The following is a 20534-nucleotide window of genomic DNA, read 5'->3' as shown; positions in this document are numbered from 1 at the left end:
GACCTGTGCGCGAACGGGTAAATAGGTTCAGTACCGCGGCCGCGAGTTAGTAGAACTCCCGAACCAGATCCATCGCGTCTTCCGGAGCGCCATCCGGGATGTCGGACATGTCCGAGTCCAGCCCGTGGCGCTCGCTGTAGGGCACCGAGTCCTCGTTCTCGTAGAGCACGCCCATGTACTCCTTGTCGGCGTCGAGGATCGCGTCTTTGGCCTGCTCGCGGTCGCTCGGGTCGTAATCGTCTTCCTCTGCCAGATCGACCAGCGAGTCGCGGAAGTAGTCGTACGTGTCGACGTCGTTGAACGTCACGCACGGCGAGAAGACGTTGACGAAGCCGAAGCCGTCGTGCTCGATCGCCTTCTGGACGATCTCGGTGTGACGCATCGCGTCCGAGCTAAAGGACTGGGCGATAAACGAGGCTCCGGAGGCCAGCGCGAGCGCGAGGGGGTTGACCGGCGGCTGCTTGGACCCCTCCGGCGTCGTCGAGGTCTCGAAGTCCTCGCGGGAAGTCGGCGAGGCTTGGCCCTTCGTGAGCCCGTAGATGCGGTTGTCCATGACGACGTAGGTCATGTCGACGTTCCGGCGCACCGCGTGGACGAAGTGGCCCGCACCGATGGAGTAGCCGTCGCCGTCGCCGCCCGCGACCATCACTTCGAGGTCGGGGTTGGCGAGCTTGACGCCCGTGCCGACCGGCAGCGCGCGCCCGTGGACGCCGTGGAGCGCGTAGCTGTGCATGTACGTCCCGATCTTGCCGGAACAGCCGATCCCGGCGACCACGAACGTGTCGTCGGGGGAGTTGCCGGTGTTGGCAAGGGCTTTCATCATGCCGTTCATCGTCCCGAAGTCGCCGCATCCGGGACACCAAGTCGGCTGCTTGTCGGACTTGAAGTCTGTGAATCGAACGTCTGAACTCATGCTTTCACCTCCGCGTCTCCCGCGAGCGCGGACTTGATATCGTCGGCCAGTTCGTCGGCCTTGAACCGCACGCCGTTGTACTTGTTCACCCGTTTCACGCGTGCCAGCGCGTCGTGTTCGAGCAGGTCCGCGAGCTGGCCCTGCTTGTTCTCCTCGACGACGATGACGTCCTCGGCCGCCTCGATCTCGTCGCTGAGATCGGGGCGGGGGAAGATGTAGGGTACCGAGAGGAAGCGCACGTCGAACCCGTCCTCCTCGAGGAAGTCGAGCGCCTCGACCATCGCGCCTTCGAGCGACCCCCACGTGATAACGAGCGTATCGGCGTCCTCGTTACCGAACTCACGGGGCGACCAGTCTTCGCGCTCCTGTGCAGTTTCGACCTTGCGGTCGCGTTTGTCGACCTGCCGGATGCGCATGTCGGTGTCCTCGGTCCGACGGCCGAGTTCGTCGTGCTCGAGCCCGGTCGACATATGTGCGCCGTCGACCGTGCCGGGAAGCGCGCGCGGACTGATGCCGTCGTCGGTGTCGGCGTGGGCGCGGAACCGGCCCTGCCCGTCGAGCCACTCGTCGACCTCGTCCTCGTCGACGACTTTGCCGCGGTCTACCTCGACCTCGTCCATGTCGAACTCCTCGGGCGCGAACGTCTGCTCGGTGACCGCCATCGCCAAGTCGGCCACCAGGAAGACGGGCGTCTGGTACTTCTCGGCGAGGTTGAACGCCTCGACGGTCTTGTGGAAACACTCGGCGACGTTCGTCGGCGCGACGACGAAGCGCGGAATTTCGCCGTGGCCGCCGTACAGCGCCATGTTGAGGTCGCCCTGCTCTTGCTTGGTCGGCATCCCCGTCGAGGGGCCCGAGCGCATCACGTCACAGATGACAAGCGGCGTCTCCGAGGTCGCAACCAGCCCGAAGGTTTCGGTCATCAGGTCGATTCCCGGCCCGGACGTGGCAGTCATCGCGCGCGCACCGGCGCGAGCGGCGCCGAGCGCCATGTTGATCGCCGACAGCTCGTCTTCGGCCTGCACGACGGTGCCGCCGTACTGGTCGATCCGGCCGGTCAGATACTCCATCACGTCGGTCGCGGGCGTGATCGGGTAGCCCGAGTAGAACCGGCAGCCGGCGGCGATAGCGCCCATCCCGATCGCCTCGTCGCCGTTCAGCAGGACGTAGTCCTCGTCGGTCGTCTCCAGCTCGTAGTCGAACTCGCCGTAGTTTTCTTGGACGTGATCCCGTCCGAGGCGTGCGGCTTCCTTGTTGTTCTCGACGATCTTCTCGCCTTTGCCCCCGAAGCGTTTCTCGAGGGACTCGTCGAGGTTCTCGATCGGGAACGAAGCGATCTCACAAGCGGCCCCCAGTGCAACCGTGTTGGCCATGATCGCGCCGCCCGCGTCCTCGGCCAGCGACTTCAGCGGGACGTCGACGGCGTGCATCTCGTCGGGAATCTCGGCGTCCCACGAGCGCTCGCCGTCGTAGATGATGACGCTGCCCTCGTGGAGCTCGTCCAGATTCTCGTCGATCGTGCGCTGTGTCAGCGCGACCAGCAGATCGAGTCGATCGACGACGCTTTGCACTCGTTCGGTCGACGACCGGACCTTGTACGCGGTGTATCCGCCGCGGATCCGAGACGCGAAGTCCTTGGATGTGAACACGTGCCGTCCAGCGCGCGCAAGCGCCTGGGCGAATATTTTCCCGGTGGAGTTGATCCCGTCACCGGCTTCCCCTCCAATTGCCCAGTTTAAATCCTCGGCCATGGTAGTGGTGCGGCCGTAGCCCGCGCCAAATGAAAAACCTTCTGGAACACCACTAGATGAACCGCTTGAAACGCTCCCGTCGTTCGCTTCCCTTTCCGCACAATTGCGTGAAGAGCAAGTTTTATACATAAGTTTCGGCCGGTGCCCGGAGTAACGGTGCCCATACGATCATTTTGGACTCCTAAATCGACCCATGACGTGGACAGTCGTCGATATTTGTCCGAATACATAGAACAGTTCGTCACCGGGGTTCGGTCACGCTCGCCGCCGAACGCAAGTCCTTAGGCCGCAAGCGGCGCTAGGCCGGGCATGGACGAGACAGACGTAACGGTTCGTGCAGTCGACACCGTCGGTCCCGACACAATCGCGCTGGAACTGGAGACGCCCGATGGGTTCGAGGCCGAGCCCGGTCAGTTCGTGCTCGTCAGAGCAACTGTCGACGGCGAGGAGCTCTCGCGGTACTACACCCTCTCCTCGCCCGATGTCGAGGACACGTTCGAGATCACGGTCGGCGTCGACCCGGACGGCGACCTCTCGCCGTGGCTCGCCAACCGGCAGGTCGGTGACGAGATCACGATCGAAGGTCCCTTCGGTGAAGTCTACTACGAAGGCGAGGAAAGCGTCGTCGTGTTCGCCGGCGGTCCCGGCGTCGGTCCCGCAGTCGGGCTGGGCGAGGCAGCGGCGAGCGCGGGCGGCGACGTGTCGATCGTCTACCGCGACGACGAACCGGCCCACGAGGAGCGCCTCTCGACGCTCTCGAACGGCGGCGCACACGTCGCTATCGTCGGCGACGGCGCGCTCGACGACGCCGTCGCGGAGGTCGCCGACGACGGGCAGGTCTACGTGTTCGGCTTTCAGGCGTTCGTCGAGGACGTGCGCGACGCGATCGAGGCGGCCGGCGGCGACTTCGAGGCCGCAAAAGTCGAGAGCTTCGGGTAGCGTCGGCGTCCCACACCCAAGGAGTCAGGCGTAGACGATCGGCAGCATGGCGACCGCACCGGCGAGGAGGCCCGCGATCAACTCCCGGCGCCCGCTGTTCGGCAGCTCCGCTCCGGCGTCGAGCGCCTCCGGAACGAACTCCGTGAGAACCAGATACACCATCGCCCCGGCGGCGAAGCCGTAGCCGGCCGGCAGGAACGCCTCGGCCCACGAGACGAACGTGAAGGCGATGACCGCGCCGATGGGCTGGGGAAGACTCGAAAATACCGCCGCACCGACCATCCGCCAGTTCGAAAGCCCCAGCGCGCGCATCGGAATGGCGATTGCAGTCCCCTCCGGGATGTTGTGGATAGCGATGGCGACAGTGATGAAGATGGCCAGCAGCGGCACCGAGAGCCCGAGTATCGGGATTCCTCCCTCCAGCCCCAACTCGGCAAAGGAGACGCCGACAGCGACGCCTTCGGGGAAACTGTGGACCGTGAGGACGCCGAGGATGAGGATCAGTTTCTTCAGGTCGCCCTCCGCGAACGCCTTGGCTTCCGGCGCGAGGTCCTCGTGGGATGCGCCGTCGGTCTGCACGTCGTCGATCTGATCGGCGAGCTCGCCGTTCAACCCGTTACTGATGTCGGTGTGATCCAGAATGCGGCCGGACACCTCGACGAGCACGACGCCCGAGAGAAGCCCGCCGACCAGCAGCGTCGGGAACCCACTGGACGCGTAGGCCAGCCCCTCGTCGGCGAGCCCGAACACCGACACCGTCAGCATGATCCCCGACGCAATCCCCCACAGAGCGACGTTCCACCGGTCGCTGAACTCCTCGACGAAGAAAAACGGGATCGCCCCGAGGCCGGTCGCCAGCGCAGTGATCAACCCGGCGACAAATACGACGACGAGACTCTCCAGCAGAACCATACCGGAACTTGGGGCTCCGGAAGTAAATATCTTATCAGAATTTGTATGTTTTAGGCGTTCCTAAATGCGAGGCGCGACCTCAAAGCAACGGCGATACGAGCCGCCACCGCCGGACTCACCACTCGAAGTCGCGGTGGATCTGGCGTCCCTCGTCGTTCAAGACGGGGCCGACGACCTCGGTGACGCCGTCGAGAACCGCCGCCGACCGTGCCGGCGAGTTCTCCCCGACGAACTCCCCGATTTCGTCGCCGCCGACGCTGTAGACGACCCGTCCGAACCCGGCGTCGATCATCCCGCCCGAACACATCGGGCACGGCTCGGTGCTGGTGTACATGACCGTCTCGGCGCGCTCGTCCGGACTGAGTTCCTGACACGCCCGATGCGCGAGGTGCAACTCGGGATGTCGGCGGATGTCGTCCTCGGTGACGACCCGGTTCGAGTCGGTCATGACGATCGTATCGTCGCGGACGAGCACGCTCCCGAACGGCCGATCACCGCGGGCGGCGGCCTCACGAGCGAGTTCGAAGGCGCGACGCATGTGCGACTCGTGGTCGAAATCGTCGAACGTCGTCTCGGACACGACTGTCTCCTGAATCGGCAGCTACGTAACTGTGCTGTCTGTGCCGGGCAGTCCGACGCCGCCGTGGCCTCACTGAAAAATGCGCTTCGTTCGTAGCCGCTGTGTCAGTCCTCGTCCCTTCAGTTCTCCTCCTCGTCGTCCAACTGAAAAAGCTCGCTCCGCTCGCTTTTTCAGACACCGATAGACTCGCTCCGCTCGTCTATCGAGCCGACGAGAGCGACTCGTCGCGTTACTCCTCGTCGCTCTCGTCGACGTCCTCGAAGTCGGCGTCGACGAACTCGTCGCCGTCGCCGGCCTCAGGGCCGCCGTCGGTGCCCGTCGTCGGGTCCGGGCCGCCCGGACCGGCGGCGCCGCCCATGCCGCCCGCACCGCCCGCGGCGCCGGCCTGTGCGCCCTGCTGATCGTACATCTGCTTGCCGATCTCTTGGAGCGCCTCGGTGAGTCCTTCGGTGGCCTCTTCGTAGTCTTCCTTGGTCGCGTCGTCGTCGTCGAGGACGGCCTCGACGTTGTCGATCTCGGCCTCGATATCCTCTCGGAGCGCGTCGTCGACGGCTTCCTCGTTCTCCTCGAGCAGCGTGTTAGCGCGCTGGATCGCTTCTTCCGCGGCGTTGCGAGCCTCGATGCGCTCGCGGCGCTGCTGGTCCTCTTCGGCGTGTTCCGCGGCTTCCTGCTGCATCTGCTCGATCTCCTCGTCGGAGAGGCCGGCGCCGCCCTCGATGGTGATCTCCTCGGCGTTGCCCGAGCCCTTGTCCTCCGCCTGCACGTTGACGATGCCGTTCTCGTCGATGCTGAAGGACACCTCGATCTGGGGCGTTCCGGCGGGGGCTGGCGGGATGCCCGTCAGGTGGAACTCGCCGAGCATCTCGTTCTCTTGGGCGATCTCGCGCTCGCCTTGGAACACGCGCACCTGCACCGATGTCTGGTTGTCCGCGGCGGTGGTGAAGATCTTCGACTCCTCGGTCGGGATCGTCGTGTTCTTCTCGATGAGGCGCTCGAAGATGCCACCCTTGACCTCGATACCGAGCGAAAGCGGCGTCACGTCGAGCAGCACGAGGTCGTCGACCTCGCCGCCGAGCACGCCGCCCTGAATCGCCGCGCCCAGCGCGACGGCCTCGTCGGGGTTGACGTTCTTCTTGGGCTCTTTGCCCGTCATCTCCTCGACCTGCTCTTGGACCTGGGGCATCCGCGTCGAGCCGCCGACCATCAGCACCTCGTCGAGGTCGTCCTTGGAGTAGCCGGCGTCTTCGAGTGCCTGCTCGGTCGGCTCGACGGTGCGCTCGATCAGATCGCTGGTGAGCGACTCGAACTTCGCGCGTGTGAGACTCTCTTCGAGGTGGATCGGGCCGTCGTCGGTCGCCGTGATGAACGGGAGGTTGATCTCGGTCTCCTTGCGCGAGGAGAGCTCGATCTTGGCTTCCTCGGCGGCGTCCTTGAGTCGCTGGAGCGCCTGCCGGTCCTCGCGGAGGTCGATGCCGTGCTCGTTCTCGAACTCCTCGGCGAGCCAGTCGATGATGGCTTCGTCCCAGTCGTCGCCGCCCAGATCGTTGTCGCCGTTCGTTGCGACGACCTCGTAGACGCCGCCGCCGAGGTCGAGAATCGAAACGTCGAACGTCCCCCCGCCGAGGTCGTACACGAGGACGGTCTGGTCTTGGTCGTCTTCGAGCCCGTAGGCCATCGACGCCGCGGTCGGCTCGTTGACGATGCGCTCGACCTCGAAGCCGGCGATCTCGCCGGCGTTCTTCGTGGCCTGTCGCTGTCGGTCCGAGAAGTACGCGGGGACCGTGATGACGGCTTTCTCGACTTCGTCGCCGAGATACTCCTCGGCGTCGTGCTTGATCTTCTGGAGCGTCATCGCCGAGATCTGCTCGGGCGTGTACTCCTCGCCGTCGATCTCGACGGTGTAGTCCTCGTCGCCCATGTGGCGCTTGATCGACTGGATCGTGCGCTCGGGGTTCTGGACTGCCTGATTCTTCGCCGGCTTCCCGACCAGTCGCTCGCCCTCGTCGGTAAAGGAGACGATCGAGGGTGTCGTCCGCTCGCCCTCGCTGTTGACGATGATCTCCGGGTCACCGCCTTCCATTACGGCGAACGCGCTGTTCGTGGTACCGAGGTCGATACCGAGAATCTTGTTACTGGCCATCTTGCAAGAGGTTTGTGGGCTGTTCCGTATAAACCTTTCTACACAGTCGCACAATGACGAATTAAAACCCGAAAAACACGGCTGTAAACGCGTCTCACCCCGATGGCAGATACGGGGTTATATACCTTCTCCCGTGGCGCTCACTCGTCGTTCGCGGCCGAGGCCTCGACGGCGTCGTCGGCGTCCCCTCCGTCGCCATCCTCGTGGTCGGCGCCGTCCTCGGCGTCGGCATCATCCTCGGCTCCATCCCGGTCGTCGGCATCGTCGCCGGTTTCCTCACCGTCCGAGTTTTCCTCGTCCGCTTCGGAGTCAGCACGCTCCTCGGGCTCTGGATCGTCGTCCTCCGACTCCGCTGCGTCGTCCGCCTCGTCATCGCTCTCCTCGTCGTCCGTTTGCTCGTCTACTTCCACTTCCTCGTCGGACTCGTCGCCGTCGGCATCCGCCTCGTCGGCGACCGAACCGTCGCCGTCCGGGGTGTCGTCGTCTGCCTCGTCTTCTTCGGGCGCCTCGTCCTCCGCAGCGTCGTCGGCGTCGTCTTCCTCGTCGGCTACTCCGTTGCCGTTCGAGACCGTCACCTGCGCGGACTGGAGCACCTTGTCGGCCATCTCGTAGCCCGGCCGGTACACGTCGACGATGTCGCCCTCGGGCTCGTCGGCGTCGACCCGCATCATCACTTCGTGGCGCTGGGGGTCCACGTCGTCGCCCTCTTCGGGTTCGACCATCGTGACGTTCTCGTCGTCGAGCACGCGATCGAACTGCTTGAGCGTCATCTCGACGCCCTCGCGGATGCTCTCGACGTTGTCGTGGTCCTGCTCGGCCGCCCGGGTGAGGTTGTCCCGAACGTCGACCAGCCGTTCGACGAGGTCCTCGGTGGCGCGCTCTTTGATGCGCTCTTTCTCGCGTTGCTGGCGCTGCTTGTAGTTCTTGAAATCGGCCTGCTTGCGCTGGAGGCGCTCTTCGTAGTCCTCGGCTTCCGCGCGGGCCTCTTCGAGTTCCGATTCCAGTTCGTCGCGCTCGGACTCCAACTCGTCGCGCTCTGACCGGACGTCTTCGAGCTCCGATTCCAGATCGCTGACCGCGTGGTTCAGCTCGATGGCGATCTCGGCCAGCGCCTTGACCTCCTTGCCGAGCTCCGAGTCGTGGGACGCGACCTTGGCGACCAGATTCTCGCTGATCTCGATGTCGGCGTCCGCGTCGACCTCCGGCTCGGGGGGCGCTTGCTCCGTGCCCTCGTCCTCGCTCATGGCCGGTACAAACCCCCGGGCACGCATAAGGGTTCAGGAAACCGGCGGCCCCGGTAGGACGCCGATCCCCACCGAGCGCGGGGCGACCGCCGGAGGCGGTAGCGGGTGACGTGGCTTTTTGTCCTCAGGTGCGTACGCGCTACCGTGCTCTCGCTCTCGTTCGAGGACGGAACGCTCCGGATCGACGGCGCCGACGCCGAGGGGATCGAGGACGCCGAGTTCGACCCCCGATCGGAGACCTACCGGGCGCCCGCCCACCGGTACGGCGCGATCCGCGAGCGACTCGACACACGCGATATCGAGTACGAGGATCGCGCGCTCGATCTCGATGCCGTTCCGGAACTGGCGTCGAGCTACCAGCTTCGAGAGTACCAGACCGCCGCGCTCGACGCGTGGCGCGAGGACGCCACGGCGTCGGACGGCGACGCCGCGTCGGCGCCACGCCGGGGCGTGCTGGAACTGCCGACCGGGAGCGGCAAGACGGTGATCGGGCTGGCCGCGATCGCCGACCTGTCGACGCCGACGCTGGTCGTCGTGCCGACGATCGACCTGCTCGAACAGTGGCGCGAGGAACTCGAAACCGAGTTCGGTTCGGGCGGCAATCGGCGACGGGCCAGCGACGCTGAGGCGGGGAGCGAGGGCGTCGAGACAGGGACCGGCGGCGTCACGACGGGCACTGCCGCCGGCGTCGAAATCGGCCAACTCGGCGGCGGCGTCCAGCGCGTCGGCCCGATCACGGTGGCGACCTACGACTCGGCGTACCTCCGGGCCGACGAACTGGGCGATCGGTTCGGGCTGGTGATCTTCGACGAGGTCCACCATCTCGGCGGCGAAGGCTACCGTGAGATCGCTCGCCTGCTCGCTGCGCCCGCCCGACTCGGCCTGACGGCGACGTTCGAGCGCCCGGACGACGCCCACGAAGTCGTCGCGGAGTTGGTCGGGCCGGTCGTCCACTCGCTCGATCCGGACGAACTCGCGGGCGAGCACCTCTCGCCGTACGACGTGCGCCGGCTCTCGGTCGAACTGACCGAAGAGGAACGCGCCGCCTACGAGGAGAATCAGGGGACGTTCACCGACTACCTCGCGCAGTCGAACCTCCAACTCCGAAGCGGCAGCGACTATCAGGAACTCGTCAAGCGCTCTGGGAGCGATCCGGCCGCCCGCGAGGCGCTGCTGGCCAAGCAGCGCGCCCGCGAGATCATGATGAGTTGTGACGCCAAAGTCGAGGCGCTCGCGGAGATTTTCGATCGCCACCGGGGCCAGCGCACCATCGTCTTCACCGCGCACAACGACTTCGCGTACCGCATCGCAGAGCGATTTCTCGCGCCCGCGATCACCCACCGGACGCCGACGGCCGAACGCCGGGACATCCTGGAGAAGTTCCGCGACGGGGAGTACACGCGCGTCGTCACCTCGAACGTCCTCGACGAGGGGATCGACGTGCCCGACGCCAGCGTCGCCGCCGTGCTCTCAGGCAGCGGGAGCGAGCGCGAGTTCACCCAGCGGCTCGGGCGCATTCTCCGCCCCAGCGAGGAGACCGAGCGCGCGCTGCTGTACGAGGTCGTCGCCGACGACACCGCCGAGGAGGGCGTAGCGAGCAGGAGGAGATAAGGCGAACGGAGTGAGCCGATCCTCCTCGGGCCGCAGGGACGCCACCGGTCGTCCAGCGAGGGAAGGCCTGCCGCCGGGCGAGAGAATATATTCGTTCGTTCGCTAGGGGCCCCTGTGGCGTCCCCATACGAGATTCTGGGTGTCGAGCCGGACGCGGACGAGGACGAACTCGTGGAGGCCTACCGCCGGCGAGTCAAAGCAGCCCATCCCGATCAGGGCGGCTCTACCGAGGAGTTTCAGGCCGTCAAGACCGCCTACGAACGGATCAAGTCGGGCGACGTTCGGGCGGACATCGACGCCGGAGAGTCCTCACCGTCCGTCGACGACGCCGACGACACCGAGCGAATCGAACACCGCGTCGAGTATCTCGACTACGAGGTGCTCGACGATCACGGCTGGTCGCTGGACGACGACGACCTGTTCGAGCGCGCCGCCGACGCCGACCTGAGCGAGAGCGACCACGGGGAGTTCGTCGTCGAACCGGGCGAATCGCTGCTCGAAGCCGCCGAGAACAGCGGCCTCGCGTGGCCCTTCGCCTGCCGCGGCGGTGCCTGCTCGAACTGCGCGGTCGCGGTGATCGACGGCGAGGTCCCGCCGCCGACGAGCCACGTGCTGTCCTCGGAGATGATCGACCGCGGCATCCGCCTGTCCTGTATCACCACACCCGTCACGGCCGACACGAAGATCGTCTACAACGTCAAGCACCTCCCGGAAGTCGAAGAACTGTTGCTGTCTGCGAGCCGGTTCGAGCGCGCCCACTCAGACTGACACCGCGTCGTCAGCTGCCGATCCACGGCAGCGATTGCAGACTCACGACGCCGTCTGCCGCCCCACGACGCACTCTACCGCTGCAAGGTATTTCCCGGCGCGTGATGACGACCTACACGATGGCGACGGAGCACCCTCCACACTTCGAGCCCGTCAACGAGTGGCTCACGGTCGACGGGCTGGAGTTACACTACCTCTCGTCGGGGAGCGGCCGAACGCCGGTGTGCTTGCTCCACGGCGGCGCCGTCGACGCCGCGACGCTGTCGTGGGGCGCGACGATCGGCCCGCTGGCGGCCGATCGCCGCGTCGTCGCGCTCGACATGGCTGGCTACGGCCGCAGCGCCCGACCCGACGCCAGCTACAGCACGACGTTTCACGTCGACGTGCTCAGTGCCGTGGTGGACGCACTCGGGTTCGACACTGTCAGCATCGTCGGCGTCTCGCTGGGCGGCGGCGTCGGGCTGGGCTATTCTCTCCGCGAACCAGAGCGCGTCGAGAAGCTCGCGCTCGTCGGCAGCTACGGGCTGGGACAGGAACTGCCGAACGGGCTGGCGACGTACGCGCTCTCCCGGGCGCCGATACTCAACGAACTCTCGCTGTCGGTACACAGGCGTCACCGACTGCTGGCCAAGCAGAGTCTTCGAGGGATCGTCCACGACGTCGATGCGCTGTCCGACGCCGTGATCGACGAGTACTACCGTGAACTCCAGCACCCCCAAGCCGGCAAGGCCTACCGTCGGTGGCGTCGACACGAAGTCCGGCGGTCGGGGTTTCGCACCAACTACTCGCCGCGACTCGAGGAGGTGCCGGTGCCAACTCTCCTGATCCACGGTGCCGACGACCCGGTGTTTCCAGCGGACTGGTCCCGAAATGCCGCGACGCGAATTCCCGACGCCAGCCTCGAAGTGCTTTCCGAGTGTGGCCACTGGGCGCCCAGAGAGCGGACCGACGCCGTGAACCGGTTGCTCGTGGACTTCCTCTCGGAGTAGTGTCCGCCAGAGCTATAGTGTCCGGCACGTAATGTGTCAGACGTTACCATGCGCTCCCTCGGAGCTGTTCGTACTGTCCCCCGACCGACCCTGAGCGCACCGTTGCCGAAACGATCAGCAGCGTGGCTGCTATGACCGAGGCGCCGGCCGGCACGTCCGAGGACGGACCGCAAGTCGACGTACTAATCGTCGAGGACGAATCGCAGGTCGCCCAACTGTACGCCACGTGGCTCGAGGACGACTACCGCGTTCACGTGGCCGACGGCGGCGAGGCGGCGCTGACGGCGTGGGACGACGAGATCGACGTGCTGTTGCTCGACCGGCGAATGCCCAACGTCTCGGGCGACGACGTGCTCGCCGCGCTGCGGGACCGCGGCGCGGAGTGTCCCGTCGCCGTCGTCACGGCCATCGATCCCGACCTCGATGTCGTCGAGATGGGGTTCGACGAGTACCTCGTCAAGCCGATCGACCGAGATACGCTCGTCGGCACCGTCGAACGTCTGCTCGCGCGGACGAAGTACCAAGATGGACTTCAGGAATACTTCGCCAACGTCTCGAAACGGTCGGTGCTCGAAAAGCACGTCACGGACGCCGAACTCCAGCGGAGCGACGCCTACGTCCGACTCGAGCGCCGGATCGAGGAGATCGAAGGCGATCTAGAGGCGACGCTGTACCGCTTCGAGGACAGGGACTTTCGATCGGTGTTCCGCGAGTTCGAGCAGCCGAACTCGGAGTGACCGACAGGAGTAGCCCGACACTCCGTCGACGGCATCGCGGCGATGCCGAAGGCCGTCGGCGTCCCAGCGCTCCGACGCCGAAGGCCGTCGGCGTCCCGCAGTGCGTCGACCGCCGTCGCATCGTTTTTGCCCCGTCGGCGCCCACGTCGAGGCGATGCTCACCAAGGACCTGCTGCGCGTCTCGCGGGCTGGCGGGGGCTACCAACCCCAGTTTGCCGAGCGGCGTCACCGCCCGCTGGCCGCGAAGGTCCTCGGGACCTATCAGGGTCACGTCGACCACCGGAAAGAAGAGTTGACAGCGGCGCTCACCGACCTCGAACACGAGGCCGAGGACTTCAAACTGGTCCGGGGCTTTGCGAAACTGCTCGACCGCGAGGCGGCGTTCGAGACGCGGGCGCCGCTCGACCCCGAGCGCGCCCGGACGGCGGCGTTCGCGGCCGCCGAAGCCGAGGGCGTCGTGACGACGGCCGACCGGGAGCGCGCGCTCGACCGAGCCGCCGACCGTCTCGGCGCGGACGCCGACGCCGTCGAGCAGTCGCTGCACGCCGACCTCGAACCGCGCCAGACGCTGGCGTCGGTCGACGCGCGCTGGGCGCCCGACGAGTTACTGGCCCAGTACAACCTCTCGCTGGCACAGACCGCGCTGTTCGACGCCACCGAGATCCGCGTTCGGTCCTCCGATCCCAAGGCGCTGGTGTCGGCCGTCAAGCGACTCCGGCTGATGTACGAGGTGAAGAAGATCGACAACGAGGACGGGACCGGCGGCGCTCGGGAGGTCGTCGTCACCGGCCCTGACCGGCTGTTTCGCGCGACTCGGCGGTACGGCACCCGCTTCGCCCGACTGCTTCGGACCGTCGTGAAAGCCGACGAGTGGACGCTCACAGCAACCATCGACGACCGGGGCACCGAGCGCGAGCTTCGGCTCTCCGACGACGACCCGGTGCGCGTCCCCGACGCCGAGCCCGTCACCGAGGTCAGCTACGACAGCGGCGTCGAGGCCGACTTCGCCGCCCGATTCGAGTCGCTCGATCTCGACTGGGACCTCGTCCGCGAACCGGAGCCGCTGGCGGCCGGCGCGAGCGTACTGATTCCTGACTTCTCCTTCGAGTATCGCCACGCTGATTTCACCATCTACTTCGAGATTATGGGCTTTTGGACGCCCGAGTACGTCGACTCGAAGCTCGAAAAGTTAGACGCCGTCGACGACGAGGAACTGCTGGTCGCCGTCGACGAGAGCCTCGGCGCCGGCGAGGCGATCGAGGCACGGGACCACCGTGCGATTCCCTACTCCGGGACCGTCCGGATCAAGGACGTACGGGACGCCCTCAGGACGTACGAGAACGAGCTGGTCGCGGCGAGCGCGGCCGACCTCCCCGCGGAACTCGTCCCCGACGAAGACGTGATCGGCTTCGACGCGCTGGCGTCCCGCCACGGCGTCAGCGAGGCCGCGATCGAAGACAAATCGTTCCCCGAGCACGACCGGATCGGGCGCACGCTGGTCCGCCCCGCTGTGCTGGACGCGCTGGCCGACGAGATCGAGACGGGGATGACCTTGTCGGAGGCCGAATCCGCGCTCGGCGACGCCGACATCGGGGACGCCAGCGCGGCGCTGTCGGCGCTTGGCTACCGCGTCGAGTGGGAGGGCCTGTCCGGCGGGACCGTCCGCGAGCGCGAGGAGTGAACGGCGACCGCCGCCAAACAGTTAACATCCGTCCCGATGACGATCGAACTATGACACTTCTGGTGCCGTTCGACGGCTCGGCGCTCTCGACGGCCGCGCTCGACCGCGCGACCGAGTTCGGCGAACTTACCGGCGAGGAGGTCGTCGCGCTGGCGGTGATCCCGCCGGACGCCGAGTTCGCCCGCGACCGCGGCTGGATCGACCCCGGCGAGCAGTTCGACACCGACCGAATCTGCACGCGGCTTCGCCAGCAGGTCGAGGATGTCGCGCCGGCGGCGCGGCTTCGCTGCGAGGAGACCGCAGAGACCGACTACCGGGCGACGCTGACGACCGACGTGACGCGCGCGATCCGACAGGTCGCGGCCGATCTGGAGGCGTCGATCATCTTCGTCGGCAGCGAGAACGCCGGCCGCGTCTCGACGCCGCTGACCAGCGTCGGCAACCCGATCTCGGAGGACCCGCGCTACGACGTGCACATTGTTCGGCACGCCGATTGAGCCGCGGCGACCGCGGCGTCCTGCTCGACTCCGACGCGCGTGCCGGAACCCCCAACGGTTAGGGCGGCTCTCGCATAGTGGCGTCCGTATGAGTACACCGACAGTGACGCTGCCCGGCGGCGACGAGATGCCGATGATCGGCTACGGAACGTGGGACATCGGCGGCGAGACCGTCCAGAAGGGGGTTCGCGCCGCGCTCGATGCGGGCTACACGCACGTCGACACGGCCGAGGGCTACATGAACGAGGCCGAGATCGGCGAGGTGCTCGCCGACTACGACCGCGACGACCTGTTTCTCACCTCGAAGGTGCTCCCGAAGAATCTGGAGTACGAGTCGGTCCGCAGGTCGTGCGAGGAGTCCCTCGAAAAGCTCGGCACCGACTACCTCGATCTATACCTGATCCACTGGCCCAACCCGGCGGTGTCGCTCCGGGAGACGCTGAACGCGATGGAACAGCTCCACGCGGAGGGGAAAGTCCGGAACATCGGCGTCTCGAACTTCAGCCCCTACCAGCTCGGAGCGGCGAATCACATCTCGGACGTGCCGATCGCCGTCAACCAGATCGAGCACCACCCGTGGCTCCAACGGCCCGACTGGGTCGAAGCGATCCGGGAGTCCGACACCGTGATCGAGGCCGCGGCGCCGCTGGCCCGGACCGAGGTGCTCGACGACGACACCGTGCAGGAACTGGCCGAGGCCTACGAGAAGACGCCCGCCCAGATCGTGCTCCGGTGGGCCATCGAGAACGACGTGGTCGCCATCCCCAAGTCGGGGTCGCCCGAGCACATCCGCGACAACTTCGAGTTGTTCGACTGGTCGCTCGACGACGCCGACCGCGAGCGGCTCGACGCTCTCGACCGGGACCACGCAGTCTACGACACCCGGGAGAAAGACTGGAGTCGAGACGTGTACGGTATCTCGCAGTAAGCGGGGCGTCCGGACGCCGGCCCGACCTCACTCGACCCGCACGAGCCGACCGCTCCAGCACTCGGTACAGGAGTCGTTGTTCGAGCCGTACGTACAGCCACAGCCGGTACACCGAAAGATCGGCGTGTCTCCCTCTCTGACGAGGAATCGCTCGACGTATCGTTGCAGATTGAGCATGGTTCCGATGGCGATACGCGAGAATCATCTACGGAGCCGGTATAAGCTTCGTGGCCACTGGTTTTCGAGGGGACACGTCAGTCTCAAAACCGCTTTCGCAGTCTCTACACGTCGCGCTGGCGTCCCTTCGGCACCATCGAGCGCAGCGTGCCGTGGGTGAACAGGCCGACGCCGATCGGCTCGATGCCGCCGGCGATCTCGTGGGCGCCGATCAGGTAGCCCCAGTCGCCGTCCCAGTCCGGCTCTAAGTCCTCGCCGGCGGCGAAGGCCCGCGCGTCGGCGGCGTCGAGTTCGATCACATTCTTCGACGCCTCGGGGCCGAAGCGCTGGACGGCGTCGGTCGTCGGCTTCCAGTGTTCCTGACGCGTTCGCAGCACTTTCATCCCGATCGCCTCGACCTCGATCGGCGAGACGACATCGCCCGCCAGCGCCCAGATCTTGCCGGCGCCTTTCTCCCAGAACGTGTAGTCATCGAACGTCTCCGGCGGGACGCCGAAGCGAGTCTCCCACCAGTCGAGCACTTCTTCGCGGGAGACTCGCCCCTCGACATCGCGCTCGTCGGCGGTCGCCGGAAGGCGCGCGAAGCGTTGGCCGACGTTTTCCCGCAGCGTCTCGCCGTCGTCGCTCATGTGCCCACCTCCAGCGTCGCACAGAAGAACCCGCCCGTGTCGTTGTGATGGGGGTAGATCCGTGCGGCCTTCTCGACGCTCGGGTCGTAGGTCTCGCCTTCGAACTCGGTGACGCCGGAGACGTGGTCCATCGGCACGTCCTGCTCGACGATCCGGCAGTCCTCGACGTCGAGGACGTGATCGAGCACGGCCTCGTTCTCCTCGGGCGCGAACGTACACGTCGAGTAGACGACGCGGCCGCCCGGCTTCGTGGCCTGAATCGCGCGCGTCAGGATGCCCTTCTGGATGCCCGCGACGCTCGTGACGTGGTCGAGCGACCACTCGTCGAGCACGTCGGGGTTCTTCCGGATCGTGCCCTCGCAGGTGCAGGGAACGTCGACCAGCGCGCGATCGAACGCTTCGACGCGCTCGGCCTCGTCGCTCTCCGAGCCGAAGGGTTTCAGCGAGAAGTTCCGGGCGTCTTGGTTGGTGACGGCGACGTTCGTGACGCCCAGCCGTTCGGCGTTAAATCGGAGCGCCGAGAGCCGCCCGAGGTTGTTGTCGTTGGCGACGAGCAGTCCGCGGTCGTCCATCAGCGCGGCGAGTTGGGTCGTCTTGCTGCCCGGCGCCGCCGCGGCGTCCCAGACGCGCTCGCCCGGTTGCGGATCGAGCACGACCGGCGGGAGCGACGAGACTTCCTCTTGGCCGTGAATCCAGCCGTGCATCGACGGCCACGTCGTGCCCGGGCTGTCGGTGTCGAGCGTGAACACGCGCTCGTTCCAGTCGGCCTGCTCGTAGCCGATGCCGGCATCCTCGAACGCCGTCCGAACGCGGTCGATATCGGCTTTGATCGTGTTGACTCGCACCGCCGAGGACAGCGGCCGCTCGCAGGCCGCTCGAAACGCCTCGAAGTCGTCGATCAGCGGTCGATACCGCTCCAGTGGTTCCATTGCCGGCGGCTTTGCGGGGCGGGCGCTTGGGGGTTTCGGAGCGCGATGGGACTCCGTCCGCGCACGGCGCCGGGGTACTTAATACGTGAGGGATGCAACCACATGACATGGCACGTATCGAGCGCCGGGCCGAGGTCGAGCTGGACGCGCCGACGCTGATCGAGGGGCTGCCGGGACTGGGATTGGTCGGCAAGCTTGCGACCGACCACCTCGTCGATCAGTTCGAGATGACCTACTACGCGAGCGTCCACTGCGAGGGCCTGCCCGGCGTCGGCGTCTACCGGGAGGGCGACCGGATCGTCCGGCCGGCGGTGCGGCTGTACGCCGACGCCGAACGGAACCTCCTCGCGCTCCAGAGCGACGTTCCGGTCTCGGCGTCGGCCGCACCGGGGTTTGCCGAGTGTATCACCGGCTGGATCGACGCCCAAGACGCCCTGCCGGTGTACTGCAGCGGCTACCCCGGACAGAGCGAGGCAGAGCCCAGACCGGTGTTCGGCGTCGCAACGACCGACGACGCCGCCGATCGGCTGGCGGAGCTCGACGTGGCGGCGCCCAGCGAGAACGGCGCCGTCGCCGGGCCAACCGGCGCGTTGCTCGAACGCGCTGCCGAAACGGGCGTCGACGGCATCGGGCTAATCGTCGAGAGCGACCCGCAGTTTCCCGACCCGGAGGCGGCCGCGGCGCTGATCGAACAGGGGATCGGTCCGCTCGCCGGCGTCGACGCCGACGTGTCGGAACTGCGCGACCGAGCCGAGGAGATCCGCGCGCAGAAAGAACAGCTCGCCCGCCGGATGCAACAGGCCGCCACCGACGAGAGTTCCCAAGCCCAGCCGCTCCGGATGTTCCAGTAGCGCGACGCCAAAAACTGGTCGGCGCCAACCACCAAAACTATCCGCACCCGACGCGCTCGTAGGGGTATGACGGAGTTCGCAGCGCGCGTCGAGAGCGTGTCGATCAGCGGCATCCGAGAGGTGTTCGAGGCCGCGGGCGAGGACGCGATCAATCTGGGGCTGGGACAGCCGGACTTCCCGACGCCGTCCCACGCCCGCGAGGCCGCTCGCGAGGCGATCAGCGAGGGGCTCGCGGACGGCTACACATCCAACAAGGGTATCGAGAGCCTGCGCGAGGCCGTCGCCGCGAAGTACGAGCGCGATCAGGGCGTCGCGGTCGATCCGGGCGACGTGATCGCCACCACCGGCGGCAGCGAGGCGCTGCATCTGGCCATCGAGGCCCACGTCGACCCCGGCGAGGAAGTGATCTTCCCCGACCCCGGCTTCGTCTCCTACGATGCGCTGACGAAGCTCGCCGACGGCGTCCCGAAGCCGGTCGGCCTACGCGAAGACCTGACGCTCGATCCCGCCGCCGTCGAGGAGGCAATCACCGACGACACCGCGGCCTTCGTCGTCAACAGCCCGTCGAACCCGACCGGCGCGGTCGCAAGCGAGGACGACATCCGCGAGTTCGCCCGCATCGCCGACGAGCACGACGTGGTCTGTATCTCCGACGAGGTCTACGAGCGCATCGTCTTCGACGGCGCACACCACTCGCCGATGGAGTACGCCGAGACGGACTCGGTCGTCACGATCGGCGCCTGCTCGAAGACCTACTCGATGACCGGCTGGCGACTCGGCTGGGTGCAGGCGTCGACGCGCCGGATCGAGCGCATGCTCCGGGTCCACCAGTACATGCAGGCCTGCGCGAGCGCGCCGGCCCAGTTCGCCGCCGAGGCCGCCCTGACCGGTCCCCAAGACCGCGTCGACGAGATGGTCGACGCCTTCCAAGAGCGCCGCGACGTGTTGCTCGATGGACTCGACGACGCCGGATTGGACGTGCCGACGCCGACGGGCGCGTTCTACGCGATGCCGGAGGTCCCCGAGGGCTGGGTCGACGAAGTGATCGACAGCGGCGTCGTCGTGGTGCCCGGCGACGCCTTCGGCGCCCACGGCGAGGGGTACGCCCGCATCTCCTACGCGACCGGGATGGAGGAGCTCAAAGAGGCGATCGAGATCATGCAGGACGCGACCCGGCGCGTGGCCTGACCGACGAAAGCAGCTGCCTCGTCGCCTGACTGGCGGCGTCGACTTTTTGACCCCCATAATTATGCGCCGACAGTCCGACGAATCAGTATGGCAATCGCCCGGCACGGTACCGGACCGCAGGCCGAGCTCGCGGCGCTTGGCTCGCAAGTCCATCCCGTGTTCATGTTACCGCCGGTCGCCGCGTCGCTGTTCGGCGCCGTCGTCGCCGGCCAGTTCGACCCGGTCGTCGGCAGCCTCCACGCCGTCGCCATTTTCGCGGCCGTCTACACCGCCCACGTCAAGGATGGCTACGTCGACTTCTACGGCCGCGGTGAGGACGAGGACCACCCCCTGACCGAATCGGGCTGTCGGTACGCGCTGGCGGGCGCTTCGGTCGTCTGTTTCGCGTGTATCGCCGCACTCGGAGTCCTCGTCGGCCCCGGCGCCGCCCTGCTGACCCTGCCGTGCTGGCTGATCGCCTACCACCACGCCCCCCAACTCGACACCAATCCGATCACGACGACGACTGGCTACCCTGCCGGCGTCGCCCTGTCGATCCTCGGCGGCTACTACGTCCAGACGGGCGCGCTCGCCGTCGAACCGGTCGCCTTCGCCGTCGTGTTCCTCGGCTTGCTCTCGGGCGTGAAGGTGATCGACGACGCACAGGACTACGACTACGACCGCTCGATCCGCAAGCGTACCGTGGCCGTCGCGGTGGGGCCAGAGCGCGCTTGGACCGTCGCCTACGGGCTGATGCTGTCCGCGCTGGCGCTTGTCGTCGTACTAGCGGTTACGGGACCGTTCCCGCTCGGCGGCGCCGTCGCCGCAGCGGCCTTCGGCGTCGTCGCGGCCATCGCCCGGCGGGCGGACACGGAGATCGCGACGATGCTGCTGATCCGCGGGAGCTACGTCTTCCTCGCGGTGCTGGTCGCCGCGGTGTGGTGGCGACCGCTGGGGTGATCCACATGCTGAACACACACATCCGACACGACAATTCCCACCGGACGAGTCCGATGATATTATACGTCAGCCAGTGAACACCAGAAGACGTGAACGGCGGGTACGCCCGGTCCCGCCCCACACGCACGCGT

The 20534-nt window shown here is 66.8% G+C and carries 20 protein-coding genes; 11 read left to right on the top strand and 9 right to left on the bottom strand.

Going from position 1 to position 20534, the window contains the following annotated elements:
• Window positions 1-46 precede the first annotated feature (46 nt).
• Together CRO01_RS09420 and CRO01_RS09415 are read right to left on the bottom strand one after the other, a co-directional pair.
• Window positions 47-913 (bottom strand): 2-oxoacid:ferredoxin oxidoreductase subunit beta, encoded by an 867-nt coding sequence (locus CRO01_RS09420; RefSeq protein ID WP_097008870.1) that lies wholly within the window; start codon window positions 911-913, stop codon window positions 47-49.
• Window positions 910-2664, bottom strand: coding sequence for a 2-oxoacid:acceptor oxidoreductase subunit alpha (locus tag CRO01_RS09415; protein WP_097008869.1), 1755 nt, complete (start codon window positions 2662-2664; stop codon window positions 910-912). Before CRO01_RS09415 ends, CRO01_RS09420 begins: the two co-directional genes overlap by 4 nt.
• A 309-nt stretch (window positions 2665-2973) precedes the next feature.
• On the opposite strand from CRO01_RS09415, the gene CRO01_RS09410 reads away from it, so the two are divergent.
• Entirely contained in the window at window positions 2974-3603 is a 630-nt protein-coding gene (locus CRO01_RS09410; RefSeq protein WP_097008868.1) for a ferredoxin--NADP reductase, read from the top strand.
• A gap of 24 nt (window positions 3604-3627) precedes the next feature.
• Here CRO01_RS09410 and CRO01_RS09405 read toward each other — a convergent pair whose 3' ends face one another.
• The 4 genes from CRO01_RS09405 to CRO01_RS17065 all read right to left on the bottom strand — a co-directional run bounded on the left by CRO01_RS09405 (window position 3628) and on the right by CRO01_RS17065 (window position 8479).
• On the bottom strand, window positions 3628-4515 hold the full coding sequence (locus CRO01_RS09405) for a ZIP family metal transporter (RefSeq protein WP_097008867.1): 888 nt from the start codon (window positions 4513-4515) through the stop codon (window positions 3628-3630).
• Between the two features lie 115 nt (window positions 4516-4630).
• Window positions 4631-5095 carry a nucleoside deaminase gene (locus CRO01_RS09400; protein ID WP_245838531.1) on the bottom strand — a complete coding sequence of 155 codons (465 nt, stop codon included), beginning with the start codon at window positions 5093-5095 and terminating at the stop codon, window positions 4631-4633.
• Between the two features lie 229 nt (window positions 5096-5324).
• A complete protein-coding gene (dnaK, locus tag CRO01_RS09395) occupies window positions 5325-7235 on the bottom strand; it encodes a molecular chaperone DnaK (RefSeq protein ID WP_097008866.1) in 1911 nt (636 codons plus the stop codon).
• A gap of 140 nt (window positions 7236-7375) precedes the next feature.
• Window positions 7376-8479, bottom strand: coding sequence for a nucleotide exchange factor GrpE (locus CRO01_RS17065; protein WP_179747447.1), 1104 nt, complete (start codon window positions 8477-8479; stop codon window positions 7376-7378).
• A gap of 144 nt (window positions 8480-8623) precedes the next feature.
• Between CRO01_RS17065 and CRO01_RS09385 the strand changes: the two genes are divergently transcribed.
• The 7 genes from CRO01_RS09385 (at window position 8624) to CRO01_RS09355 (ending at window position 15690) form a co-directional block, all read left to right on the top strand.
• On the top strand, window positions 8624-10090 hold the full coding sequence (locus CRO01_RS09385) for a DEAD/DEAH box helicase (protein ID WP_097008864.1): 1467 nt from the start codon (window positions 8624-8626) through the stop codon (window positions 10088-10090).
• Window positions 10091-10204: 114 nt separating this feature from the next.
• Complete coding sequence (fer, locus tag CRO01_RS09380) at window positions 10205-10858, top strand: ferredoxin Fer (protein ID WP_097008863.1); 654 nt, start codon at window positions 10205-10207, stop codon at window positions 10856-10858.
• A 119-nt stretch (window positions 10859-10977) separates the two neighbouring features.
• Complete coding sequence (locus tag CRO01_RS09375) at window positions 10978-11847, top strand: alpha/beta fold hydrolase (protein WP_097009172.1); 870 nt, start codon at window positions 10978-10980, stop codon at window positions 11845-11847.
• Between the two features lie 131 nt (window positions 11848-11978).
• A complete protein-coding gene (locus tag CRO01_RS09370; RefSeq protein WP_097008862.1) occupies window positions 11979-12584 on the top strand; it encodes a response regulator in 606 nt (201 codons plus the stop codon).
• 154 nt (window positions 12585-12738) lie between these two features.
• Complete coding sequence (locus CRO01_RS09365) at window positions 12739-14265, top strand: DUF790 family protein (protein WP_097008861.1); 1527 nt, start codon at window positions 12739-12741, stop codon at window positions 14263-14265.
• Between the two features lie 50 nt (window positions 14266-14315).
• Window positions 14316-14762 (top strand): universal stress protein, encoded by a 447-nt coding sequence (locus CRO01_RS09360; RefSeq protein WP_097008860.1) that lies wholly within the window; start codon window positions 14316-14318, stop codon window positions 14760-14762.
• An 88-nt stretch (window positions 14763-14850) separates the two neighbouring features.
• Complete coding sequence (locus CRO01_RS09355; protein ID WP_097008859.1) at window positions 14851-15690, top strand: aldo/keto reductase; 840 nt, start codon at window positions 14851-14853, stop codon at window positions 15688-15690.
• A 27-nt stretch (window positions 15691-15717) separates the two neighbouring features.
• Here the strand turns inward: CRO01_RS09355 and CRO01_RS16640 are convergent, their stop codons facing one another.
• The 3 genes from CRO01_RS16640 to CRO01_RS09345 all read right to left on the bottom strand — a co-directional run bounded on the left by CRO01_RS16640 (window position 15718) and on the right by CRO01_RS09345 (window position 17425).
• The gene (locus CRO01_RS16640) at window positions 15718-15867 is read right to left on the bottom strand and encodes a hypothetical protein (RefSeq protein WP_179747446.1); all 150 of its coding nucleotides are present in this window, start codon (window positions 15865-15867) and stop codon (window positions 15718-15720) included.
• 104 nt (window positions 15868-15971) lie between these two features.
• Window positions 15972-16496 carry a DUF7122 family protein gene (locus tag CRO01_RS09350; RefSeq protein WP_097008858.1) on the bottom strand — a complete coding sequence of 175 codons (525 nt, stop codon included), beginning with the start codon at window positions 16494-16496 and terminating at the stop codon, window positions 15972-15974.
• Window positions 16493-17425, bottom strand: a complete 933-nt coding sequence (locus tag CRO01_RS09345) for an RsmB/NOP family class I SAM-dependent RNA methyltransferase (RefSeq protein WP_097008857.1) — start codon at window positions 17423-17425, stop codon at window positions 16493-16495. Before CRO01_RS09345 ends, CRO01_RS09350 begins: the two co-directional genes overlap by 4 nt.
• Window positions 17426-17532: 107 nt before the next feature.
• Between CRO01_RS09345 and CRO01_RS09340 the strand changes: the two genes are divergently transcribed.
• The 3 genes from CRO01_RS09340 to CRO01_RS09330 all read left to right on the top strand — a co-directional run bounded on the left by CRO01_RS09340 (window position 17533) and on the right by CRO01_RS09330 (window position 20403).
• A complete protein-coding gene (locus tag CRO01_RS09340) occupies window positions 17533-18276 on the top strand; it encodes a proteasome assembly chaperone family protein (RefSeq protein WP_097008856.1) in 744 nt (247 codons plus the stop codon).
• 66 nt (window positions 18277-18342) lie between these two features.
• Entirely contained in the window at window positions 18343-19464 is a 1122-nt protein-coding gene (locus CRO01_RS09335) for a pyridoxal phosphate-dependent aminotransferase (protein WP_097008855.1), read from the top strand.
• A gap of 87 nt (window positions 19465-19551) precedes the next feature.
• A complete protein-coding gene (locus tag CRO01_RS09330) occupies window positions 19552-20403 on the top strand; it encodes a UbiA family prenyltransferase (protein WP_097008854.1) in 852 nt (283 codons plus the stop codon).
• Window positions 20404-20534: the final 131 nt, after the last annotated feature.

Origin of the sequence: Natronoarchaeum philippinense, assembly GCF_900215575.1 — an archaeon.
Classification (GTDB): domain Archaea; phylum Halobacteriota; class Halobacteria; order Halobacteriales; family Natronoarchaeaceae; genus Natronoarchaeum; species Natronoarchaeum philippinense.
Note: the sequence above shows the minus strand (reverse complement) of the source record. Positions and strands in the feature narration are given on the sequence as shown.